The following is a 21220-nucleotide window of genomic DNA, read 5'->3' as shown; positions in this document are numbered from 1 at the left end:
CTCGCCGTGGCCGGGGCGCAGGTGTGGGTCGCGGAGCCCACTGCCGTCGCCCAGGCGGCCCCCGCGGCGGCCTCCCCCACCCCCGACGGGGCCGGTGCCGGCAACGGCGCGCTCGCCTCCGTCGACCTGGCCGGGTCGTGGGGCTTCACCCCCGCCGGCCGGGCGGCCACCACGATCACCGTGCCCGGTGGCGGCTGGTACAAGCAGGGCTTCACCGACGTGACCGAGGCGACGTACTCGCGCACCGTGACGGTGCCGGACACCGGGCAGCCGCAGTCCGCGTGGATCGAGTTCGGCGCGGTGAACCACGAGGCGACGCTGTCGGTGGACGGGCAGGTGGTCGCCACCCGGACCACCGCTTTCACGCCGTCGGGCTTCGACGTGTCCGCCTTCGCCGCCCCCGGCACCACCCACACGATCAGCGTGCACGTCAAGGGCCGCTACGCGCTGAAGAACGGGAGCCAGACCCTGGTTCCCGACGCCGCCAACTGGTCCGAGGCGATCCCCCAGGGCATCTACCGCTCGGCGTTCCTGCGCGTCTACCCGGCGGTGTACGTCAGCGACGCGTTCATCCGCACCTCCGTGGCCGACCGGAGCCTCAGCTACGACGTGTCCGTGACGAACACGTCCGGCAGCTCCCGGTCGGTGACGCTGTCCGGTGCGCTGGCTTCGGACAACAGCGCGTCGTTCAGCTACCCGGCCCTGCCCGGCCGCACGGTCACCGTGGCCGCCCACTCGACCGCCAAGGTGACGGTCGGGCCGGTGGCGTGGAACCTCGGCGCCGCCTCGTACTGGTGGCCGAACGTGCCCTACCGCGCCGGGTACCGCGCCCAGCTGCACCGGCTGTCGGTGCACGCGGCCACCGACGACGGCCGCACCAGCGACGCCGCCTACCGCTTCGGGTTCCGCGAGAGCACCCAGAACGGCGAGTACTACTACCTCAACGGCGTCCGCGTGAACTACCGCGGCGACAGCCTGCAGGGCGCCGACTACGACCGGATCGACAACGGCGGCAAGGGCGACGCCTACGACACGCTGCCCGGCTTCCTCCCCCCGTCCGGCACCAACGGCGGCTGGCCGCAAGCCGTCGACAACTACCAGCGGCTCAACTACAACGTCGTCCGCATTCACCAGGAGCCGGCCAGCCCGTACATGCTCGACGTGGCCGACGAGCTGGGCCTGATGGTCATCGACGAGACCGCGATCCGCGGCACCTGCAGCTGCCAGGACTTCGTCGCCGGGCACGACAACATGGTCGACCACGCGAAGGCGCTGACCCTGCGGGACCGCAACCACCCCGGGATCATCCGCTGGAGCCAGAGCAACGAGGCGGACCTCAGCAGCTTCGACTCCGAGGCGTTCGAGAAGGACCTGTACGCGGCGATGAACGGCAACGACGGCACCCGGCCGGTCAGCGTCGACACCGCCTGGAACACCAACCCGTACCCCACCATGCTGAACGGCAACTTCGCCGTCTACTCCCACTACATCGACGGCATCGGCACCTACGGCGAGGCGCGCGCCACCTTGGCCGGCCGGCCCGACGGCGAGGGCGAGTACGTCTGGGACAAGTCCAACACCAAGCAGGGCTTCGAGTGGTTCGCCACCGCAACCGCGGCCAAGCGCGCCAAGGACGCCAGCGACCTGCGCCCCTACACCCTGCTGTCCGGCTGGGCGAGCTTCGTGCCCGGCGTGCGGAGCACCGACTTCGTCCCCGAAGAGGGCGGCCACCCCGTCTACGGCGAGGACAACCTGCCCGCCCCGTGGAGCAACCCGCAGATCCAGCGGATCCAGGCCGCGTTCAACCCGGTCGCGGCGATCGACCTGCCCTACTGGTCGGCCTCCGGCAAGTCGGACGCGAACGGTGCCTTCCCGCTCCCGCAGGCGGTGGACACCTACGCCTACAACAGCACCGTCACCCGGAACGTCACCGTCTTCAACGACGACTTCGCCGGCACGTCCGTCACCCTCGGCTGGACGGCGCACCTCGACCAGCCCGACGGCGCGGTCGTCGCGTCCGGCAGCACCCCGCTCACCATCCCGCTCGGCTCCCGGGTCACCCAGCCGATCTCGTTCACCGCGCCGGGCACCGGCTCCCGTGTGCACCTGACGCTGTCGACCACCAAGGCGGGCAACACCACGTTCACCGACAACGTCGAGTACCTCACCCTGGGCACTCCGACGACCAGTGTGGACGACGCCGGTTCCTCGGTGACCTACGCCGGCAGCTGGGGTCACGCGACCGGCGAGACCAGCCTCTACGCCGGTACGAACTCCTACAGTGACGTCGCGGGCGACACGGCGACGCTGAGCTTCACCGGTACCGGCGTCACGCTGCACGCCGTGACCGCGCCGAGCCACGGCATCGTCGGCGTCTCCCTCGACGGGGGATCCGAGTCGCTGGTCGACGAGTACTCGGCGACCCGCTCCGGTGACGTCCCGGTCTGGTCCAGCCCCCGGCTCACCTCCGGCGCGCACACGATCCGCGTGCGCGTCACCGGCACCCAGCGCGCCGCTTCGACGCACGACTGGGGCACCATCGACCGCTTCGAGATCTCCGGCCAGCCGGTGGCGGGCACGAACTACCGCATCGTCAACCGGAACAGCGGCAAGCCGCTCGCGATCGCCGGCGACGCGCCCGGCGACGGGGCGCTGGCCGTCCAGCGGACCGGGGGCGGCGCCTGGACGGTCAAGGACGCCCCCGGCGGTGCGTACACGCTGGTCTACGTGCCCACCGGCAAGGCGCTCGACGTCAACGGCTACTCCACGACACCCGGGCTCCAGCTCCAGCAGTGGACGCCCAGTGGCGGCACCAACCAGCAGTGGTACCTGCGGCCCACCGGCGACGGGTACTTCGGCATCCTCAGCCACGACAGCGGGCTGGCGGCGGACGACTACAACTGGGACACCGGCGACGGCGCGAAAGTCGCGCAGTACACGGCCGGCGGCGGCGCCAACCAGCAGTGGCAGTTCGTCCCCGCCTGATGAAGCTCCCGGCCCGGCGTGCGTACCCCACCGCGCCGGGCCGGTGACCAGTTCGGCGGTCGCTGCCGCGAGGCCGAGAAGATCGGCGATCTCGTGGTGCGACGCAGGGACTTCGCGTGAACCGCCGAACTGCGGCTCAGCGGCGGTTGACCTTCACGTCGTCCATGCAGGTCGAGCTGACCGTGAGATCGCGGTACGGGTAGTTCTCGGCCTCGAGCAGCTCCATCGCCATCAGCTCGGCCTGGTCGTGGGCTCGCTTCGTGGCGTCCTCGCCGGCCGCGACTTCCAGCGCCACGCGGTAGCTGAAGCCGCCCAGGTGCCGGCTGTAGGCGAGCGTTCCCGTTTCGCTGAACGCCAGGTCCGCCAGGCCGGCCGTGCCGGCGTTGGCCAGGAGTTTCGCGCGGACGGCTTCCGTGGGCCGGTCGAACTTGCCACGGACCAGGACGCGGTAGATCGGCATGCCGTCAGGCTAGCGAGGCACGTCGAGGCCGGGGAATCGGTTTTCGGCTGACGCTGCGGCCGGCCGGCCGGTGACTACGCTGAAACAGGCCTGACCGGTCAGAGGAGCTCGCCTCGCGAAAGGGTCCCCGCCATGTCGCAGCAAGATCGTCACGGAACTTCGGCCGCGAGCGGGGTGAACCGGCGCCGGGTGCTGGCCAGCGTCGCCGGCGGGGTGGCTTCCCTCGGACTGCTCTCGCCCGCGGCCGCCGCGGGAGAGACCACCGCGGGAGAGGCCGCCGCGCGGGATCGGCGCGTCGAGGCGCTGCTCGAGAAGATGACGCTCGCCGAGAAGATCGGGCAGCTGCAGCTCGTCGGCGACGAAACCGCCGCTCGCGCGGCCCTCGCCGACGGGCGGCTCGGGGGTGTCTTCTCCGTGGTCGGGGCCGCGAAACTCAATGCCCTGCAACGCCTTGCCGTCGAACAGACCCGGCTGAAGATCCCGCTCCTCTTCGGCCTCGACGTCATCCACGGGTACACCACCAACTTCCCGATCCCGCTCGCCCAGGGCGCCAGTTTCGACCCCGCCGTCGCGGGGACCGATGCCGCCGTTTCGGCCCGGGAAGCGCGCAGCAGCGGCATCCACTGGACCTACGCGCCGATGATGGACGTCACCCACGAACCCCGGTGGGGCCGGATTGCCGAAGGGTACGGCGAAGACCCCTACCTGGCGACGCAGTTCGCCGTCGCCAAGGTGCGGGGCTACCAAGGGGACGACTACTCCGCGCCGGACCGGCTTGCCGCCTGTGCCAAGCACTTCGTCGCCTACGGTGGTGCCGAAGGCGGGCGTGACTACAACACCGTGGACGTCTCGCTGCACCGGCTGCACAACCTCTACCTGCCGCCGTTCAAGGCCAGCGTCGAAGCGGGCGTCGCCACCGTGATGGCGAGCTTCAACACCATCAGCGGCGTGCCCGCCCACGGCAACGGCTACGTCCTGCACGACGTCCTCAAGGGCGCCTACGGTTTCCGCGGGTTCGTCGTCAGCGACTACACCGGCATCGAGGAACTGATCCAGCACGGCCTCGCCGGTGACGGCGCGGATGCCGCGGCGGCCGCGCTTCCGGCCGGTGTCGACATGGAGATGGTCAGTACCAACTACGCCCGGTTCGCCGAGCGGCTGCTGGCCGAGCGCCGGATCACCCGCGACCAGATCGACGACGCCGTCCGCCGGATCCTGCTCGTCAAGTTCCGGCTCGGCCTGTTCGAGCGCCCGTACGTCGACGAAGCGGCCGAAGTGAAAGCGCCTTCGCCGGCCGCGCTGGCCGCGTCGCGGCAGGCCGCCGCGCGGTGCATGGTGCTGCTCAAGAACGACGGCCCCGTGCTGCCGCTGGCGAAAACCGCCGGTTCGGTCGCCGTCGCCGGGCCGCTCGGCGCGGCGACCTACGACCTCAACGGCACCTGGGCGGGCCTGGGCACCGGCGCCGGGACGACGCCGCCGGTGACCGTCGTCGACGGGATCAAGGCCGCGGTACCCGGCGCCACCGTGAGCTACACCCCCGGCTGCACCGTCGACGGAACCGATACCGGCGGGTTCGCCGCCGCTCAGCAGGCGGCACGGGCCGCCGACGTGACGGTCGTGGTGGTCGGCGAAACCGCCGCGATGAGCGGCGAAGCGGCGGCACGCAGCGACATCGGCCTCCCCGGCGTGCAGCAGCAGCTGGTCGCCGCGATCAAGGAAACCGGCAAGCCCTTCGTGGTCGTGCTGATCAACGGCCGCCCGCTGACGATCCCGTACCTGCACGAGAACGCCCCCGCCATCCTCGAGGCGTGGGCACCCGGTGTACAGGGCGGCCACGCGATCGCGGACGTCCTGTTCGGCGTGGTGAACCCGGGCGGCAAGCTGCCGGTGAGCTTCCCGCGCGCGGTGGGCCAGATCCCGATCTACTACAACCACGAGAACACCGGGCGCCCCGCCGACCCGGCCAACAAGTACACGTCGAAGTACCTGGACCTGGCGAGCGGGCCGCTCTACGAGTTCGGCCACGGCCTGTCCTACACCACGTTCCGCGTCGACGGCTTGCGGCTGTCGAGCACGCGCCTGCCGGCACGCGGTGGCCGGATCGAGGTGAGCGCCACCGTCACCAACACCGGCGGCCGGGCCGGCGACGAGGTCGTCCAGCTCTACCTGCGCGACCCGGTCGCGAGCATCGTCCAGCCGGTGCGGCGGCTGCGCGGCTTCCGGCGGGTGAGCCTGGCCGCGGGCGCGTCGGCGACGGTTTCGTTCACCCTCACCCCGGACGACGTCGGGTTCTACGACAACACCGCCCGGTTCCGCGTCGAGCCGGGCAAGATCGAGGTCTACGTCGGCACCAGCTCGGCGGCCACGCTCTCGGCGAGCTTCACCGTGGTCTGACCCCGCTCACCCGGCACGGCCGGACGACGGCGTCAGCCGGCCGCCGGTGCCGCCCGGAGGAACCGGCTGCCCCATTCGTGCAGGTGCGCCGCGAACTCCGGGGGCCCGAGCACCTCGAAGTCGGCGCCGACGTTGCCCAGCGCCTGGGTCGGCCAGTCCAGACCGGCCGAGGTCATCGTGAGGTGGCAGCTGTCCGGCCCGGTGGGCTCGACCGTGCCCCACTGGCCGACGACCTGGCGCACCCGGGCCTCGGGTGCGTGCACGAGGACCCGGACCGTGTGGGGTGCCGCGGCGCCGGTGCTGGTCTGCACGAAGGCCGCCGCGTTCTCGGCCGGCAGCTCGCGCGGCCGGAACCGGGCCCCGGTCGGCCGGGGTCCGGTCAGGCGGTCGAGGCGGAAGCTGCGCCAGTCGTGGCGGGTCAGGTCGTAGGCGACCAGGTACCAGCGGCCGCCCTGGGCGACCAGGCGGTGGGGCTCGACCTCGCGCTCGGCCGGCGCCGCACCCCTTGCCGTGTAACCGAAGCGGAGGCGTTCCTCGTCCCGGCACGCGCGGGCGACCGCGGTGAGGGTGCCGGACGCGACGATCGGCCCGGTCGAGGCCGGCGAAACCGTCATCGCCCGGACCGCGTCCACTCGTGCGCGCAGCCTCGGCGGGAGAACCTGCACGACCTTCGTGAGCGCGCGGACGGCGGCTTCCTCGATGCCGGCGATCCCGCTCTGCGCGGCATCGCCCATGCCGACCGCGAGCGCGACCGCCTCTTCGTCGTCCAGGAGCAGCGGGGGCAGCACGGCACCCGGCGACAGCTGGTAGCCGCCGTCGGTGCCGCGCGCCGCCTGGACCGGGTAGCCGAGGTCGCGCAGCCGCTCGATGTCGCGGCGCAGGGTGCGTTCGGAGACCTCGAGCCGGCCGGCCAGCTCGGGACCCGGCCAGTGCCGGTGGGTCTGCAGGAGCGACAGCAGTCGCAGGGCGCGGGAGCTGGTGTTCGCCATGTCCCCATCCTCGCAAGCGTTCCGGACGAAAAGTGACCGGAAGCCCGGTTAACGTCCCCCTCGAAGACCGGAACCGATGGAGGGAAGACCTCGATGATCACCCGCAACGTGCTTATCGCGGCCGCGTCTCGGTGCGGCTGACGTGACCGTGCTGTCGTCCGACGCCCTGAACCGCGCTCTGCTGCAGCGGCAGTTCCTGCTGACCCGAACCGGCGACACCCCGCTGGCGGTGCTCGGGCGGCTGGTCGCGATGCAGGCCCAGGAGCCGAACTGGCCGTTCGTCGGCCTGTGGAGCCGCATCCGGGACTTCGACCAGGCCGGGCTCACCACCCTGCTGGAGAGCCGCCGAGTCGTCCGGTCGGGCCTGCTGCGCAGCACGCAGCACCTCGCCGCGGCCGGCGACTTCCGCCGGTTCCGGCCGCTGCTGCAACCGGTGCTCGACCGCACCGCGGGGGCGGCCTACTTCAGCCGCGCCACCGCGGGCCTGGACACCGCCGAGCTGGTGGCGGCCGGCCGGCGGATCCTCGGCGGCCAGGCGATGCCCCGCGCCGAGCTGGCCCGGCGGCTGGCGGAGCGCTACCCCGGCCGTGACGGACGGATCCTGGCCGGTCTGGTGGAACTGCGGACCGCGGTGGTCCACGACCCGGCCACCGCCGGCTGGGGCGCCTGGGGCACCCGGTCGTCCGTTTCGGTCACCGCCGTCGAGACCGGCGCGCCGGCGAGCGCGCGGGAGCTGGTCCGCCGGTACCTCGCGGCGTTCGGCCCGGCCGGTGTGCAGGACGTGCAGGCGTGGAGCGGGCTGACCCGGCTGGGCGAGGTCGTCGACAGCATGCGCGCCGAGCTGCGCAGCTACCGGGACCCGCACGGCCGGGAACTGGTGGACCTGCCCGATGGCCCGCTGCCCGGCCCCGACACGCCGGCGCCCGCCCGGTTGCTGCCGGCGTTCGACAACGCCCTGCTCGGCCACGCCGACCGGACGCGGATCATCTCCGCCGAAGACCGGAAGCGGATCATGCCCGGCCGCGCACTGGTGCGGCCGGCGTTCCTGATCGACGGGCGCGTGCACGGCAGCTGGGCGCTGTCCGGCACGCAGCTGCGGCTGACGCCGTTCCGCCCGCTGCCGGACGCCGACCGGGCCGCCGTCGAGGCAGAAGCCCACCGCCTGCTGCCGTTCGTGGCCGCGGAGAGGGTGGCCTTCACAGACTGAGCCGGCCCACGCTTCAGTCCGTCGTCATGCCGGTTCTCCGGCGGCCGATTCGATCAGGTCCCCGGCGGTGCCGAGCAGGTGACCGAGGGCGTCGGCGAGGCGGCGGTGGCGGAACTCGTGGCCGGCCGCGGTCAGCCGCCGGGGTTCGACGCGCTGGCCGGCGAAGGCGAGCTCGCAGGCGCCGTCCTGGCCGAGGAGCAGCCGGGGACCGATCGACGGCACCTTGAGCAGCGTCGGCCGCTTGAGCACGGTGCCCAGCGTGCGCGTGTATTCGGCGTTGCGCACCGGTTCCGGGCTCACCGCGTTGACCGGTCCGCTGAGGACGGAGTCGGTCAGGGCGCGCAGGTAGACGTCGGCCAGGTCGTCGAGGCCGATCCACGGCATCCACTGCCGTCCCGCGCCGAGCGGGCCGCCCAGCCCGGCGGCGAACAGCGGGTACTGCAGCCGCAGCAGGCCGCCGCGCGGACTCAGCACCAGGCCGGTGCGCACCCGGACCACGCGCAGCCCCGCCGCCGACGCCGGTTCGGTGGCCGCTTCCCAGTCGGTGACGACGTCGGCCAGAAACCCTTGTCCGCGCTGGCTTTCCTCGTTGAGGAGCTCGTCGCCGCGGTCCGGGCCGTAGTAGCCGACCGCGGACGCCGAGACGAACACCTTCGGCCCGCCGTCGGTGCGCGCGGCCAGCTCCGCGAGCGCCCGCGTCGGCTCGATCCGGCTGTCGCGCACGGCCCGGCGGTGGCGGTCGTCGAACCGGCCGGCGACCGGGGCCCCGGCCAGGTGCACGACCGCGTCGACGCCCGCGAGCAGGTCCGCCGCGGGTGCGTCCGGCTGCCACGTCCGCTCGCCGGGGATCTCGGCGGGCCGCCGAACCAGGCGGACGACCTGGTGTCCCCCGGTGGTCAGCAGGGCCGTCAGCGCCGTCCCGACGAGACCGCTCGCCCCGGTCACCGCGACCGTCAGCGGGTCGTGCCGGTAGCGCCGGTGCGCGGCCAGGTCGGCGGCCAGCTGGCGGTGCCGGTAGGCGAACATCGAGCGCAGGAACGCCTCGGGCACCGGGGTGTCGACGTGGTCGGTGACCTCCGTCCGGCCGGGGCCGGCCGCGTCGAACCGGTGCGTGTGGCGCCACCGCAGCACGGGACAGGCGAGCCGGTCCACGAACTGGTGCGGCGGCCGGTAGCCGTCCGCTTCGTGCGCCGCCACCCACGGCACGCCGCCGGGCAGGACCAGCTTGGCCGTGCCGTCGCGCAGGGAGCCCGCCTCCGCGCCGACGCGCACCGGCTGCCACGGCGGGGTGAGCCGGGTGATCGCCCCCGGCCGGGCGTGCCAGGCGAAGACGTCTTCGACCGCCGACGGGACGACCGAGCGAAAGACCCTGGCCACGATCACCTCTCGATGCACAGACGATGCAATGTGCGCAAGCGTAGGCGCAGATTCGTGACTACGCCTGTCGAAGCCGCCGTTTTGCGATTCATACTCGATGCAGGGCGTCAAATCCCCAAGGCTGTCAAGGCGTCGGCGAACGACGGCGGCAGCGGCTCGCCGACCGTCGGCAGGCCGCACCAGCCCGGGCCGGCCGGGCGCACCGGAACGCCCTCGGCGTGCAGCGTGCGCAAGGTTCGCACATCCGCCGACGGCGACGTCATCGACCACACGACGACCGCACTCGGCGCGAACCGGGCGGCCACCACCCGCAGGACGTCCAGCGACACCGGGCCGCCGAGGAACATCGCCGGAGCGCCGTCGTCGCCCAGCGCCGCGCTGAGCATCTTGACCGGCAGTTCGTGCCGCTCTGCCGGCCCGCACACGAACAGCGCGGGACCCCGCGCGGGCGCCGGCGCCCGCAGCCGGTCCAGCGCCGCCGAAGCCGCGGCGGCCAGCGCCCACTCCGCGGCCATCGCGTCGCGGTCGCCCGTGCGCGCCCAGCGCGCCCCGATGGCGCGCAGGACCGGCGCCACGACCTCGGTCCACGACTTGGCGACGCCCAGGCTCGCGAGCGCGTCGTCGACCAGGTCGCCGACGGCGGCCACGTCGAGCAGTTCGGCGGCCTCGGTGATCCGCTGCCGTCGCCGGTCGACGGTCGTTTCCGCCGCCGACCGCGACAGCACCAACCTGGCGGCATCGCGCGCCCGGCTGCCCTGGGCCTGAAGCGCCCGCATCCGCCGCAGCCGATCGACGTCATCGGCGGTGTACCGGCGGCGGCCGTTCTCCTCGCGATCGGAGGCACCGATGCCGTACCGCTGCTCCCAGGTCCGCAGCGTCACCTGCGAGACGCCGAGGGCCCGGGCGACCTCCCCCGAACTCAGGGACCGCGACTCCGGTGTTCTGCTCACGCGGTCTCCCCGGGCGCCGGTTGCACAGGTTTTGCATCACCGTACCCGTGAGGCAGGCCGAGAACCGGTCGGCGAGCGGCACAGAGGGACGAACTTGCGATGCATTCGCGATGCGACCGGGGGAACGCGGTGAGTCCTCGTCCCGCGCTCAGACGATGTCGAGCCGGGGCGCGGCCGACGCCGCTTCAGCCGCGTGGACGATCGCGTGGGCGTCGGACACGTTGCTCACCTTGACGGCCATCGCCGGGACCGCGCGCTTCGTCGGACGAGTCGTGTACACGGCGAGGAACTTCGTCGATCGGTTGAAGACCGCGGCCTTGGCCTGGTTCCACTCGACCTCGAGGAACTGTTTGCGCACGATGCCGACGAAGAGGAAGACAAGCCGCTGGGTGGTGCACGCGAGAACCCCGAAGCCCTCCCCCTGCGCGCCGGTCAGCGCCAAAACCCGCTCCTCGGGCCGAAGGAAGCCGGCCAGCAGGTTGACCTCCTTCATCGAGCCCATGAGCAGTCCGCTCACCCGGCTCACCGCGTGCGCGATGTCCGGCCGAAGGGCGGGAGGCGCCTCGGGCGGCTTCGGAGGCTCGACCCGCGGAGCGACGACCTCCGGGCGCTCGGCGGTGTGGAACGTCCAGTGCCGCCCGTCCCAGTAGCGCATCAGCAGTTCGTCGAGGGGGTCGGTGAACCATCCGGGCGAGCGAACCGGGGTCATCGGTGGCTGGATCACCGGTCACTCACCACCGTCGTCGGAGAGGTCGCCGTCCGCGGGCACGGCCACGGCCGAAAGCACCGGCGCTCCGGCGCCGCGCCGGCTCGGTTCGGACGCGCGCCACTCGACGGCCTCGGGCGTGTCGATGTACTGGAGGAGGTGAGCGTTATGGATGGCGAGCAGCTCCTCCTTCACTTCGGCCGGCGTGGCGTAGAAGAACTCCCGCCGCATGTTGACGAGGTTGACGCGCTTGTGGCTCAGCCGCCGGTGCAGCTCGGTTTCCAGGGAGACCGCGTCCTGGGAGAAGACCAGGGCGTGGACGTCGAAGCGGAACGGCACGGAAGCGTCACCGAGTTCACGGACCCGGTCGAGCGGCTCCGACCGCCGGGTCATGCCGATCTTGACCACGTTCGGGCCGAACGCCCCGATGTTGGAGATGACGTACACGTGTCCCACCCGGATGTTGGCGGCGCGCAGCTCGACCCCCGCGATGGCTTCGTCGATCGACGTCAGCTGCTCCCGCGCTTGTGCGACGCCTTCGAGATCGCCCTTCGCTTCGAGCTTGGCGATCGCCGTGGCGTAGTGGGCTCGCTCCTTGTCCAGGCGGGCGCGTTCCCGCTCGATCTCCTTCATCACCTTGGCTTCTTCGCGGAGGCGCTCACGTTCCGCCCGGGCTTCTTCTCGCTCGGCCTCGACCTTCACGAGGTAGTCGGAGGTCAAATCGATCTCGCGGAGCCGAAGCCGGTGGTAGCTGTCCGAAACGGCGATCCGCATCAGCACGCCGAGCCGGCCGATCGTGTCCCGGGTGGTCGACAGGCGCTTCTTCACCGCCTCACGAGTGTGCGGCTTGACCACGCGGACAGCGTTGTCGGCTTCGGCGTTGTAGGCACGCAGCATGAGTTTGGCCATGTCGCGGCCGAGTTTCTGGCCCTCCTTGACCGAACCGTTGACGGCCCAGTCGACCTGGCAGCTGACCGCGCTGCCCCGCGCCTCGGCCTTGATCCGCTCGCGCAGCATCTTCAGCTCGTCCTTGTAGGCGACGGCGTCATCCAAGGGATGGGCGTACTCGTAGAAACCGACTTCCTGCAGCAACGCGAGTTCCCGCGTTTCGACCAGTCTCGACTGCCAGGCCCCGGCCTCGGATCTCAGCTGATCGAGTGAGGCGTTCAGCGACGCGTTCTCCTGCTTCGACCTCTCGACAGCCGAACGCAGCCGACGCAGGTCGGCTTCGAGGGCAGGAGTCTCCACACCACGCAGCTGGGTGACCCAGCCCCGCAACTCCGCGATCGTCGCGTGCGCAGCACCGAGCTGCTGCTGCAACGCGGCCAGATCCGCATTCTCCCGAGCACCGAACAGAGCCACCGCTGCTACCTCTCCGCCCTCGTCACCCCGGCATCCGGTCACCGCGGACCGGATGGCTCACCTGAGATCGTCAGCTTCTCTCGGCCTGTTACGTCGGCGGCGCCGACACTGACGCCCGCGCTCACGATCGTGTCTGGTCAAACCGGCCAAGGTGAGCAAAACTCACCTTCATGCCCGAACTGAGAGTTTTCAGCCTGCTTGCCCGGATCGGGTTGACATGCTATGCGGGGGTGCACCTCATCGTCGCGTGGCTGGCCGCGCAGGTGGCGCTCGGCGACAACGAGCGGGCCGACAAGGCGGGGGCGCTGCAGATCGTCGCTTCCGAAGGCGGGGCTTGGCTGCTCTGGCTGGTTGCCGCCGGCACCGGGGTGCTGGCGCTGTGGCAACTCGCCGAGGCGGTCACCGGCCACCGGAACGCCGGACCCCGGCGGCGATGGGTGCGGCGGACCGTCAGCGGTGTCGAAGTGGTGCTGTACGGCCTCGTCGCCTACAGCGCGGGCAAGACGGCGATGGGTACGTCCGGCAAGGCCGGGTCGGTGGTCGCGAGCGTGCTGGGCCGGCCGTGGGGCGCGGTCGCGGTGATCGCGGCGGGAGTCCTGGTCATCGTGATCGCGGCGTGGCTCGCCTACCGCGGGGCGCGGAAGAAGTTCCTCCACGACCTCGACTTCGGCGGCGCGTCCCGCACCCTCCGGCTCTCCACGACCCGGCTCGGCCAGATCGGCTGGTGCGCGGTGGGGATCACCTACGCCACGGTGGGGGCGATGTTCGTCCTGGCGGCCGTCCGCTACGACCCCGGCAAGGCCGCCGGCCTGGATCCCGCGTTGAAGACGCTGGCCGTGCAGCCGTACGGACAGGTCCTGCTGCTGGCGCTGGCGGTGGGAATCGCCGTGTTCGGGGTGTTCGCCTTGCTGGAGGCACGGTTCCGCCGGCTGTGACGCGGACCGGGGTCAGCCGGGCTCGGCGGCGCACCCGGGCCCGGCCCGCCCGCGGGTGGCGTTCACCGCCCGCGGGGTGAACCGGTCACTGGTGCAGGTGCTGGGTCCAGTCCTCGGGCACCCGGCCGGCCGGGCCGGGCACGGCCTGGGTGAGCGGCCGGTGTTCGGGAGCGGCGAGCGCGGGGCCGGATTCGTACAGCACCTCTTCGCCGTAGTCCCAAAACCACTCTTCACCGGGCTCGAAGCTGCGTGCCACCCGGTGCCCGCTGGCGGCGGCGTGGCCGCTGGCGTGCTGCCCGGGCGAGGAATCGCAGCACCCGATGTGGCCGCATTCCGCGCAACGCCGGAGGTGGAACCACCAGCCTTGCGGGTCGGCGGCCTCGCAGTCCGCGCACCCCGTGCCACTGGGCGGCACCGAGGGATCCACTCCTTGCATGCGCACTCCTCTGCTCGGTCCGGCACCGGACCCCTCCACCTTAGGTGCTGCCACGAGCAGCCCGCAGACCCGGGCGGCCGAGCCGGTTTCGCGTCGAATGGCTGTCGATTCTTTCGATTATTCGATTTCTTCGATCGCCGTTCTTTCGAATCAAAGATCAGCATCACAGGGAAGGATTGACGACGAGTACCGACCATGTTGGAATATGTCCACCAATGGGGACGAGAGGTATCCGTCATGACTTCGAGAGCAACGAAGCTCCGGTCCGTCTTCCTTGCCGCCGCACTGGCCGTCACCGCGAGCGTGTCCGGGCTCGAACCGGCCACGGCCGCCACTCCGCTGAATGCTTCGCAGATCGTCGCCGACATGGGCGCCGGGTGGAATCTGGGAAATCAGCTGGAAGCCAGCAGCAACGGCGTGCCCAGTGAAACGGCGTGGGGACTGCCGGCCGTCACCCCGGCGCTCATCGACAAAGTCAAGGCGGCCGGGTTCAAGACCATCCGGATTCCCGTCTCCTACCTCAACAACATCGGCGCCGGCCCGAACTACTCGGTCAACGCCGCCTGGCTGAACCGGATCCAGCAGGTCGCCGACTACGCCTACCAGCGCGGCCTGTACGTGCTGATCAACATGCACGGCGACGGCTACAAGACCGTCAACGGCTCCTGGCTGATCTGCGATTCCGGCAACCAGGCCACCATCAAGGCCAAGTACCAGAAGGTCTGGCAGCAGGTCGCGGCCCGGTTCGCCGGCTACGACCAGCACCTGGTCCTGGAGTCCATGAACGAGGAGTTCGACGGCCAGTACGGCAACCCGACACAGCCGTGCTACTCGAACATCAACGCCTACAACCAGATCTTCGTCGACACCGTGCGCAAGACCGGCGGGAACAACAGTTCACGCTGGCTGCTCGTCGCCGGCTGGAACACCAATATCGACTACACCGCCGGGAACTACGGATTCAAGCTGCCCACCGACCAGTTCCGCTCCTCGTCCGTCCCCGCCGCCGAAAAACGGATCATGATTTCCGTGCACTACTACAGCCCGTGGGACTTCGCCGGCGAGGAAAACGGCAACATCACCCAGTGGGGCCGGGGCGCGACCAATCCGTCGAAGAAATCGACCTGGGGACAGGAAGACTACCTCGACGCCCAGCTGAAGCTGGTGCACGACGCATTCGTCGCGAAGGGCTATCCGGTCGTCGTCGGCGAATACGGGGCCATCGACAAGTCCTCGTTCGATTCGTCAAGCAACCGGTACCGGGCCGACTTCGCGCGCGCCATCGTGTCGACGTCCAAGAAGTACGGCGCCGCCACCGTCTACTGGGACAACGGCAACAACGGCCAGTACGGCTTCGGCCTGTTCGACCGGAAGTCCTACGCGGTGACCCACCAGGGCATCATCGACGCCATCATGGGCGGCCTCGCCGGTCGATGACCCGGGTCCGTCCGGGTGATCATCCCGTCCACATCGGACGGCGGGGCGCCGGGCACCGCGGCGAAGCAGGTCCGGGACAAGGCCCGGATGCGGGCAGAAAAGTGCGGGCAGATGCGCCGAGGGGGGAGGAGGCGCACCTGCCCGCAGGTGTGACGCTAGCGGAGTCTCCGTCAGTTCGCCGATCGAGCGACCGGCGAGCAGGTCTTGCCGTTCACCGCGAAGGCCGTCGGAGGCGGGTTGCTGCCCGTGTAGCTGCCGTTGAAGCCGATCGAAACCGACTTGCCCGGCGCCACCGAAGCGTTCCAGGGCATCGCCGTGGCGGTGACGCCCGCGCCGGACTGCGCCCACGTCGCCGACCAGCCCTGGGTCACCTTCTGGTTGCCCGGGAAGGTGAACTTCAGCGCCCACGTCGGCCACGTCGTCGTCCCGGTGTTGGTCACCGTGAGGTAGGCCGTGAAGCCGCCGGTCCACGAGGTGGCCGTGTAGGTCACCGAGCAGCCGCCGCCCGAGGCGTCCGGCAGCGTCGTGAACTGCGTCGACGCCGAGTCCGGCCCGGTGAGGCCGGCGCCGTTGCGGGCCACCACGACCAGGGTGTACGCCGTCGACGGCGACAGCCCGGTCAGGGTCGCGGTCGTTCCGGTGACGGTGGCGAGAACCTTGCGGGCCGAGCCGGTCACGCCGACGATGTCGTAGCTCTTGATCCCGCTCTCCGCGTCCGAGGACGCCGGCCAGGTCACCGTCGCGCCGGTGGCGGACACCGCCGAGACGACGGGCTTGCCGGCGGCGGCCGGGGCGGTCGTGTCGACCGCGGACGGCGACTTCTCCGCCGTCCAGTTCGCCAGCCAGGCCAGTGCCGAGTTCCAGTTGATGGCGACCTCGTTCACCGAGTACGCCTGGATGTCGTCGACGAAGCAGCGCTGCGGTGCGCAGCCGGTGAGCAGCCGGGCCGCGGTCGGGTCCTGCAGGCCGCTGTTGGGCCCGCCGGAGAGCGCCCCGGGCGGCGCGGTCGGCAGCGACGGGTCCAGCTCGTGCGCCCAGAACCGGTGGTGCACGTTCTGCACCGCCTGGTCACCGTGGCCGGAGACGTAGGAGTAGTTCGCGGGGTTGCGGCCCAGCAGGTAGTCCATGGCCTGGAACGCGCCGTCGCGGTACTTGTCCTGCTTGGTGAAGTCGTAGGCCAGAGCGAGCACGACGCCGTTGTTGGCCACCAGGCCGTTGGATCCCCACTCGTAGGTGCCGTCGGCCGTGCGGTAGGGCGCGGGGTAGCCCATGCCCGCCATCTGCGCGAGGTGGCTGTCGGCGGTCGTGGTGATCGCCGACTTGATCGCCGCGACGTCGGCCGCGGGCAGGTCGGTGGGCACCAGGGCCAGGGTGATGTCGCCGAGCGCGCCCGTCGAGCCCCAGTCGAAGCCGTGGGTGTTGAAGCTGACCCCCCGGTAGAGCGACGAACCGGTGACGTCGGTGCGGTACCCGCTCTTGCCGGTCGTCGCGAAGAGCTCCGCGGCCGCCCAGTAGAACTCGTCGGTCACGGTGTTGTCGCTGTAGGTCCCGCCGCCGGTGCCGTCGTTCGGGTCGGCGAGCACGTTCGGGTTGGCCTTTGCCGCGGCGTACGCCTTCTCGGCCCCGGCGAGCAGCTTCGCCGAGTACGCCGGGTCGATGGCCCGCCACAGCCGGGACGCCTGCGCCGCGACCGCGGCCATGTTCAGCGTGGCCGCCGTGCTCGGCGGGGAGAGCCGGCGCGGCTGGCTGTCCTGGTCGGGCCGGGTCGGCAGGCTGGTCCACTGCGCGTCGTGGATCTTGTGGTGCACCATGCCCGCGTTCGGCTTGCCGTCGGGCACCTGCATGGAGAGCAGGAAGTCGACTTCCCAGCGGGCTTCGTCGAGGATGTCGGGGACGCCGTTGCCCTGTTCGGGGATCGCCAGCTTCCCGTCGCCCAGCGCGCTCGCGTCGCCCAGCTTCAGCGCGCGCTCGTACTCGTCGAGCAGCTCCCAGGTCGCGATGCCGCCGTTGACGACGTACTTGCCCTGGTCGCCGGCGTCGTACCAGCCGCCGCGGACGTCGAGGGTGTAGCCGCAGTTCAGGTCCGACCGGCAGGGCACGTTGTTGTCACCCTGGTTCGGCGCCACGTTGACGTGCCCCGCCGGGCGCGCGTAGGTCGCCCCGACGTACCGGGCGTCGATCGCGATGCCGCTGCGCTGGTGGTAGAAGAACGCCAGCGAGTCGTAGCGCAGCTTCTTCAGCCCGTCCGCGGAGATGTCGAACGGGAAGCTCGTCTCGGTGCCGACGACGAGCGTGTACCCGGTGCCCGCGGTGTCGTAGGCGGAGAAGTCGATGTCGTGGACGTTCTCGCCGGAGGCGGCGTCCGCGCCGCGGGGCCGGGTCTGGCCGGTGGTCACCGCGGTGCCGGCGGAGTTGCGCAGCGTCCACGTCACCGGCGTCGCCGAGCTGCTGATCACCGTGGCGTGCTTGGGCAGGCCGGGGGTGTAACTTTCCTGGTTCACCCGGATGCCGCTCGTCGGCGGCAGGCCGCCGGGCGGGATGACGCCGCCGATCAGCGAGATGTTGTCCAGGCAGACGGTGTTGTTCGCGGCCTGGCCGCCGAACCAGAAGGCCAGCTGGCCGTTGCCCGCGTTCGGGAAGTCCAAAGTGGACGTGAAGGTGACGGTGAAGTGCTGGGTGGCGGGCGTGACCGTGAGGTCGGTCCGGGAGATCTGCCGGTAGGGCGAGACGGCCTCGCCCGCGACGGCGGAGATCTGCTGGGCGGCCGTCGCGTGCGCGTCGAACGTCAGCGTGTACTGCTGGCCCGTCTCGAAGGGAACGCCGTTCTGGCCCACCAGCGCGTCGTAGCCGTTGGCCGTGCCGCCGGTGACGTCGGTGCAGAACTCCCCGCCGGTGACCTTGCCGGTGGTCCCGGCCCCGGCCCACCACGGGTCGATGGTGCCGCCGGCGAAGGTGCCGTTGAGCAGCCGCTCGTACGTCGCGGCGGACGCGGGCACGGAACCCGCCGTCAGCCCGAGCGCCGTCACCGCCAGTAACACCAGACCAGCCCGGAATTTCCTTGCCCGCATTCGCCATCTCCTCGTCGTTGAGCCCGGCGGAAGTTTTTCGGGGGCTCCGGGTGGCGGAGCCCCCGGCCCGGGGCGGAGCCCCGGATGTCACTGCAGTGGGAGCGCTCCCAGACGAGGAACTGTAATCATGCGCGTGCGCCTTTGGCAATGATCCGCGGACGCAGGGTGGACGCGCTACCGGCGTTCGTCTATACATACGTGGGCCACCGGGTCAGCCAGGCCGAAATTTTCGGAAAGTTTCGCGACCATCAGTGCGGCCGACAATGTTAACGCTAACTGTCGGTCCACCCGTCGGAAAGGGGCGACGATGCCCGCTCGAACCCGTTCACGGGTCCTGCACCTGTTCGCCGCGACGGCCGCCGCGCTGTCGTTGTCCACCGCGGTCCCGGCCGCCGCCGTCGCCGCGCCCGGGAGCCCGGCGGTGACCCCGCCACTGGGCTGGAACAGCTGGAACAGCTTCGGCTGCAACGTCAGCGAATCCACCATCCACCAGGCCGCCGACGCGATGGTCTCGTCCGGCATGCGCGACGCGGGCTACCAGTACGTCGTCGTCGACGACTGCTGGTTCGACCCGCAACGCGACGCCCAGGGCAATCTGCGCGGCAACGCCTCGAAGTTCCCCAGCGGCATGAAGGCCCTCGGCGACTACATCCACGCCCGCGGCCTGAAGTTCGGCATCTACCAGGTCCCCACCGACCGCACGTGCGCCCAGCGCGGCGGCGCCTACCCCGGCTCCACCGGCAGCCAGGGCCACGAAGCCCAGGACGCCCGGACGTTCGCCTCCTGGGGCGTCGACTACCTCAAGTACGACTGGTGTTCCCCCGCCGGCACCCGCGACGAGCAGGTCAGCCGCTTCGGCCTGATGCGCGACGCCCTGCGCGGCACCGGCCGGCCCATCGTGTACAGCATCAACCCCAACAGCTACCACGCCATCACCGGCGACAAGTACGACTGGGGCCAGGTCGCCGACCTGTGGCGCACCACCGAAGACCTGCTCGACATCTGGCAGAACGGCAACACCAACAGCTACCCCATGGGCGTCGGCAACGTCCTCGACGTCACCGCCCCGCTGGCCGCCCAGGCCGGCCCCGGGCACTGGAACGACCCCGACATGCTCGTCGTCGGCCGTCCCGGCCTGTCGCTGACCGAATCCCGCGCGCACTTCGCCCTGTGGGCCCTGATGGCGGCACCGCTCATGGCGGGTAACGACATCCGCACCATGTCCGCGGACATCAGCGCCGTCCTGCGCAACCCGCGCCTGCTGGCGGTCGACCAGGACCGCCTCGGCGCCGGTGGCCGCCGGGTCCGCGACGACGGCAACGTCGAGGTCTTCGCCAAGCCGCTGGCCGACGGGTCCGTCGCCGTCGGCCTGCTCAACCGCGGCAGCGGCACGACGACCATCAGCACCACCGCGGCGCAGATCGGCCTCTCCGGCACCTCGTTCACCCTGACCGACCTGTGGACCGGCGGCACCTCGGCGAGCAGCGGCTCGATCAGCGCGAGCGTGCCCGCCCACGGAGCCGCCGCCTACCGCGTCTCCGGCGGCACCCCGCTCGCCGCCACGACGTCGCGGCTGCGCGGTGCGGGCGCCAATCGCTGCCTCGACGTCGACAACGGCTCCACCGCCTCCGGCGCGGGCACGCTGATCTGGGACTGCCAGACGGCCGCCAACCAGCTGTGGACCACCTGGGACAACGGCGAAATCCGCGTCTTCGGCGACAAGTGCCTCGACGGCACGACCAGCGGAGCGCGCGTCTTCAGCCGCTCGTGCACCGGCCAGAGCAACCAGAAGTGGACGCTCGGCTCGGACGGCACGATCCGCAACGTCCAATCAGGACTGTGCCTCGACGTCGAAGGGGCCGCGACCGCCAACGGAACCCACGCGATCCTGTGGACCTGCAACGGCCAGGCGAACCAGCAGTGGAGCCGCGTCTGACCGATTGGCGCCGCGTGCGCTGAGTGTGGCAGCGGTGCCGCACTCAGCGCACGCGTCGTTCGCGGGAAGGCGGGTCCTCGTTGCCCCTGAACCGGAAGCGGCCGAAGACGAAGCCCTCGCGGAACAGGCGCCGACGGGGTGTGGCGGCGGACTCGGCGAACCGGACCGGCGCCTTCCCGTTGCCGGCCGGTTTCCGGGTCTCGGCGTGGCGCCGGCCGAGGGGTTCGCGCTGCCATTCCTGGTAAACGAAGGGCCTGCGGAGGGTCTTCTCGAACCAGGCCGCGCACGCGGCCGCCACTTCCTCGGGGCTGCCGGTCACGTCGAGGCCGGACGGCGTCGGCTCGTCCGGGAGCTCGTGCAGGCAGCTGTGCAGCAGGTCACCTTGCGCGCGCCCGTCCCGGTAGTGGACGCCGAACTCGGCCCGCATGACGTTTTTGACAGGATCGGAGAGCGTCACGACGGCGATCAGGCAGGGGTGCTCGTACTCGTCCCGGGCCGCCCAGCTGGCCGTGTTTTCGAAATCCCACTGCGCGCTCGCCTGCTGGAGTGCGGCGAGGAAGGCCTGCTCGTCCGGCCTGAGCTCGTCGCTGTTCCAGTCGAGGTCGAACCACCGGGGCCACTTCGTCATGGTGCCGAGCCCACCTTCTCACCTGTCCGAGGGACAAGGGGACGGTAACGCAGAGGTGGTAACGGAGCGATAACGGGTTACGCACCGTCCGAACAGCAGGAGAACTTTCGCGTGGAAACACCGTGCCGAGGCCCCATCGACGTCACCCGGGTCAGCGGGTTCGACAGCGGCACCGCCGATCCCGACGACCTCCGCCGCGCCGTTGCGGCGTCACCCGGCTTCGCCAATGCCGCCGGCGAACAGCAGGCGGCGGTGCTGGACATCGTGCTGCGGGTGGGCACCACGCCCCTCCCGGAGCCGGGACGCCGCCGCGGGGTCGTCGGGAGGCTGCCCGGCCGCCGGTGACCCCG

16 protein-coding genes are annotated in these 21220 nt (G+C 71.2%); 7 read left to right on the top strand and 9 right to left on the bottom strand.

The window, feature by feature from the left end; all coding sequences use genetic code 11:
- Positions 1-2985 (top strand): RICIN domain-containing protein (locus ACFVYA_RS43670; protein WP_387053688.1); only part of this gene is annotated, 2985 nt, incomplete at its 5' end.
- Positions 2986-3121: 136 nt separating this feature from the next.
- Here the strand turns inward: ACFVYA_RS43670 and ACFVYA_RS43665 are convergent.
- On the bottom strand, positions 3122-3445 hold the full coding sequence (locus tag ACFVYA_RS43665; protein WP_387053686.1) for a DUF6204 family protein: 324 nt from the start codon (positions 3443-3445) through the stop codon (positions 3122-3124).
- 132 nt (positions 3446-3577) lie between these two features.
- Here ACFVYA_RS43665 and ACFVYA_RS43660 point away from each other — a divergent pair, with 132 nt between their 5' ends.
- Positions 3578-5839 carry a glycoside hydrolase family 3 N-terminal domain-containing protein gene (locus ACFVYA_RS43660; protein ID WP_387053684.1) on the top strand — a complete coding sequence of 754 codons (2262 nt, stop codon included), beginning with the start codon at positions 3578-3580 and terminating at the stop codon, positions 5837-5839.
- Positions 5840-5871: 32 nt separating this feature from the next.
- On the opposite strand, the gene ACFVYA_RS43655 is transcribed toward ACFVYA_RS43660, so the two are convergent.
- The gene (locus ACFVYA_RS43655; protein WP_387053682.1) at positions 5872-6828 is read right to left on the bottom strand and encodes a helix-turn-helix transcriptional regulator; all 957 of its coding nucleotides are present in this window, start codon (positions 6826-6828) and stop codon (positions 5872-5874) included.
- A 142-nt stretch (positions 6829-6970) separates the two neighbouring features.
- Here ACFVYA_RS43655 and ACFVYA_RS43650 point away from each other — a divergent pair, with 142 nt between their 5' ends.
- Positions 6971-8035, top strand: coding sequence for a winged helix DNA-binding domain-containing protein (locus ACFVYA_RS43650; RefSeq protein ID WP_387053680.1), 1065 nt, complete (start codon positions 6971-6973; stop codon positions 8033-8035).
- 24 nt (positions 8036-8059) lie between these two features.
- Here ACFVYA_RS43650 and ACFVYA_RS43645 read toward each other — a convergent pair whose 3' ends face one another.
- The 4 genes from ACFVYA_RS43645 to ACFVYA_RS43630 form a co-directional block, all read right to left on the bottom strand.
- Positions 8060-9412, bottom strand: coding sequence for a TIGR01777 family oxidoreductase (locus tag ACFVYA_RS43645; RefSeq protein ID WP_387053678.1), 1353 nt, complete (start codon positions 9410-9412; stop codon positions 8060-8062).
- A 107-nt stretch (positions 9413-9519) separates the two neighbouring features.
- Complete coding sequence (locus ACFVYA_RS43640; RefSeq protein ID WP_387053676.1) at positions 9520-10362, bottom strand: MerR family transcriptional regulator; 843 nt, start codon at positions 10360-10362, stop codon at positions 9520-9522.
- 148 nt (positions 10363-10510) lie between these two features.
- Entirely contained in the window at positions 10511-11071 is a 561-nt protein-coding gene (locus tag ACFVYA_RS43635; protein ID WP_387053674.1) for a DUF2510 domain-containing protein, read from the bottom strand.
- Positions 11072-11089: 18 nt separating this feature from the next.
- Entirely contained in the window at positions 11090-12430 is a 1341-nt protein-coding gene (locus ACFVYA_RS43630; protein WP_387053672.1) for a DUF4041 domain-containing protein, read from the bottom strand.
- A gap of 170 nt (positions 12431-12600) precedes the next feature.
- On the opposite strand from ACFVYA_RS43630, the gene ACFVYA_RS43625 reads away from it, so the two are divergent.
- Positions 12601-13365 carry a DUF1206 domain-containing protein gene (locus ACFVYA_RS43625; RefSeq protein ID WP_387053670.1) on the top strand — a complete coding sequence of 255 codons (765 nt, stop codon included), beginning with the start codon at positions 12601-12603 and terminating at the stop codon, positions 13363-13365.
- A gap of 85 nt (positions 13366-13450) precedes the next feature.
- Here ACFVYA_RS43625 and ACFVYA_RS43620 read toward each other — a convergent pair whose 3' ends face one another.
- On the bottom strand, positions 13451-13801 hold the full coding sequence (locus ACFVYA_RS43620) for a UBP-type zinc finger domain-containing protein (RefSeq protein WP_285985531.1): 351 nt from the start codon (positions 13799-13801) through the stop codon (positions 13451-13453).
- A 237-nt stretch (positions 13802-14038) separates the two neighbouring features.
- Between ACFVYA_RS43620 and ACFVYA_RS43615 the strand changes: the two genes are divergently transcribed.
- Positions 14039-15238, top strand: a complete 1200-nt coding sequence (locus ACFVYA_RS43615; RefSeq protein WP_387053668.1) for a glycoside hydrolase family 5 protein — start codon at positions 14039-14041, stop codon at positions 15236-15238.
- A gap of 170 nt (positions 15239-15408) precedes the next feature.
- Here ACFVYA_RS43615 and ACFVYA_RS43610 read toward each other — a convergent pair whose 3' ends face one another.
- Complete coding sequence (locus ACFVYA_RS43610; RefSeq protein ID WP_387053666.1) at positions 15409-18306, bottom strand: glycoside hydrolase family 9 protein; 2898 nt, start codon at positions 18304-18306, stop codon at positions 15409-15411.
- Between the two features lie 307 nt (positions 18307-18613).
- Here ACFVYA_RS43610 and ACFVYA_RS43605 point away from each other — a divergent pair, with 307 nt between their 5' ends.
- Positions 18614-20242, top strand: coding sequence for a glycoside hydrolase family 27 protein (locus ACFVYA_RS43605; RefSeq protein ID WP_387053664.1), 1629 nt, complete (start codon positions 18614-18616; stop codon positions 20240-20242).
- 43 nt (positions 20243-20285) lie between these two features.
- Here the strand turns inward: ACFVYA_RS43605 and ACFVYA_RS43600 are convergent, their stop codons facing one another.
- Entirely contained in the window at positions 20286-20870 is a 585-nt protein-coding gene (locus ACFVYA_RS43600) for a hypothetical protein (protein ID WP_387053662.1), read from the bottom strand.
- Positions 20871-20981: 111 nt separating this feature from the next.
- On the opposite strand from ACFVYA_RS43600, the gene ACFVYA_RS43595 reads away from it, so the two are divergent.
- Complete coding sequence (locus ACFVYA_RS43595; protein WP_387053660.1) at positions 20982-21215, top strand: hypothetical protein; 234 nt, start codon at positions 20982-20984, stop codon at positions 21213-21215.
- Positions 21216-21220 lie beyond the last annotated feature (5 nt).

The sequence above is a fragment of the Amycolatopsis sp. NPDC058278 genome (assembly GCF_042881395.1).
In the GTDB taxonomy this organism is placed as follows: domain Bacteria; phylum Actinomycetota; class Actinomycetes; order Mycobacteriales; family Pseudonocardiaceae; genus Amycolatopsis.
Note: the sequence above shows the minus strand (reverse complement) of the source record. Positions and strands in the feature narration are given on the sequence as shown.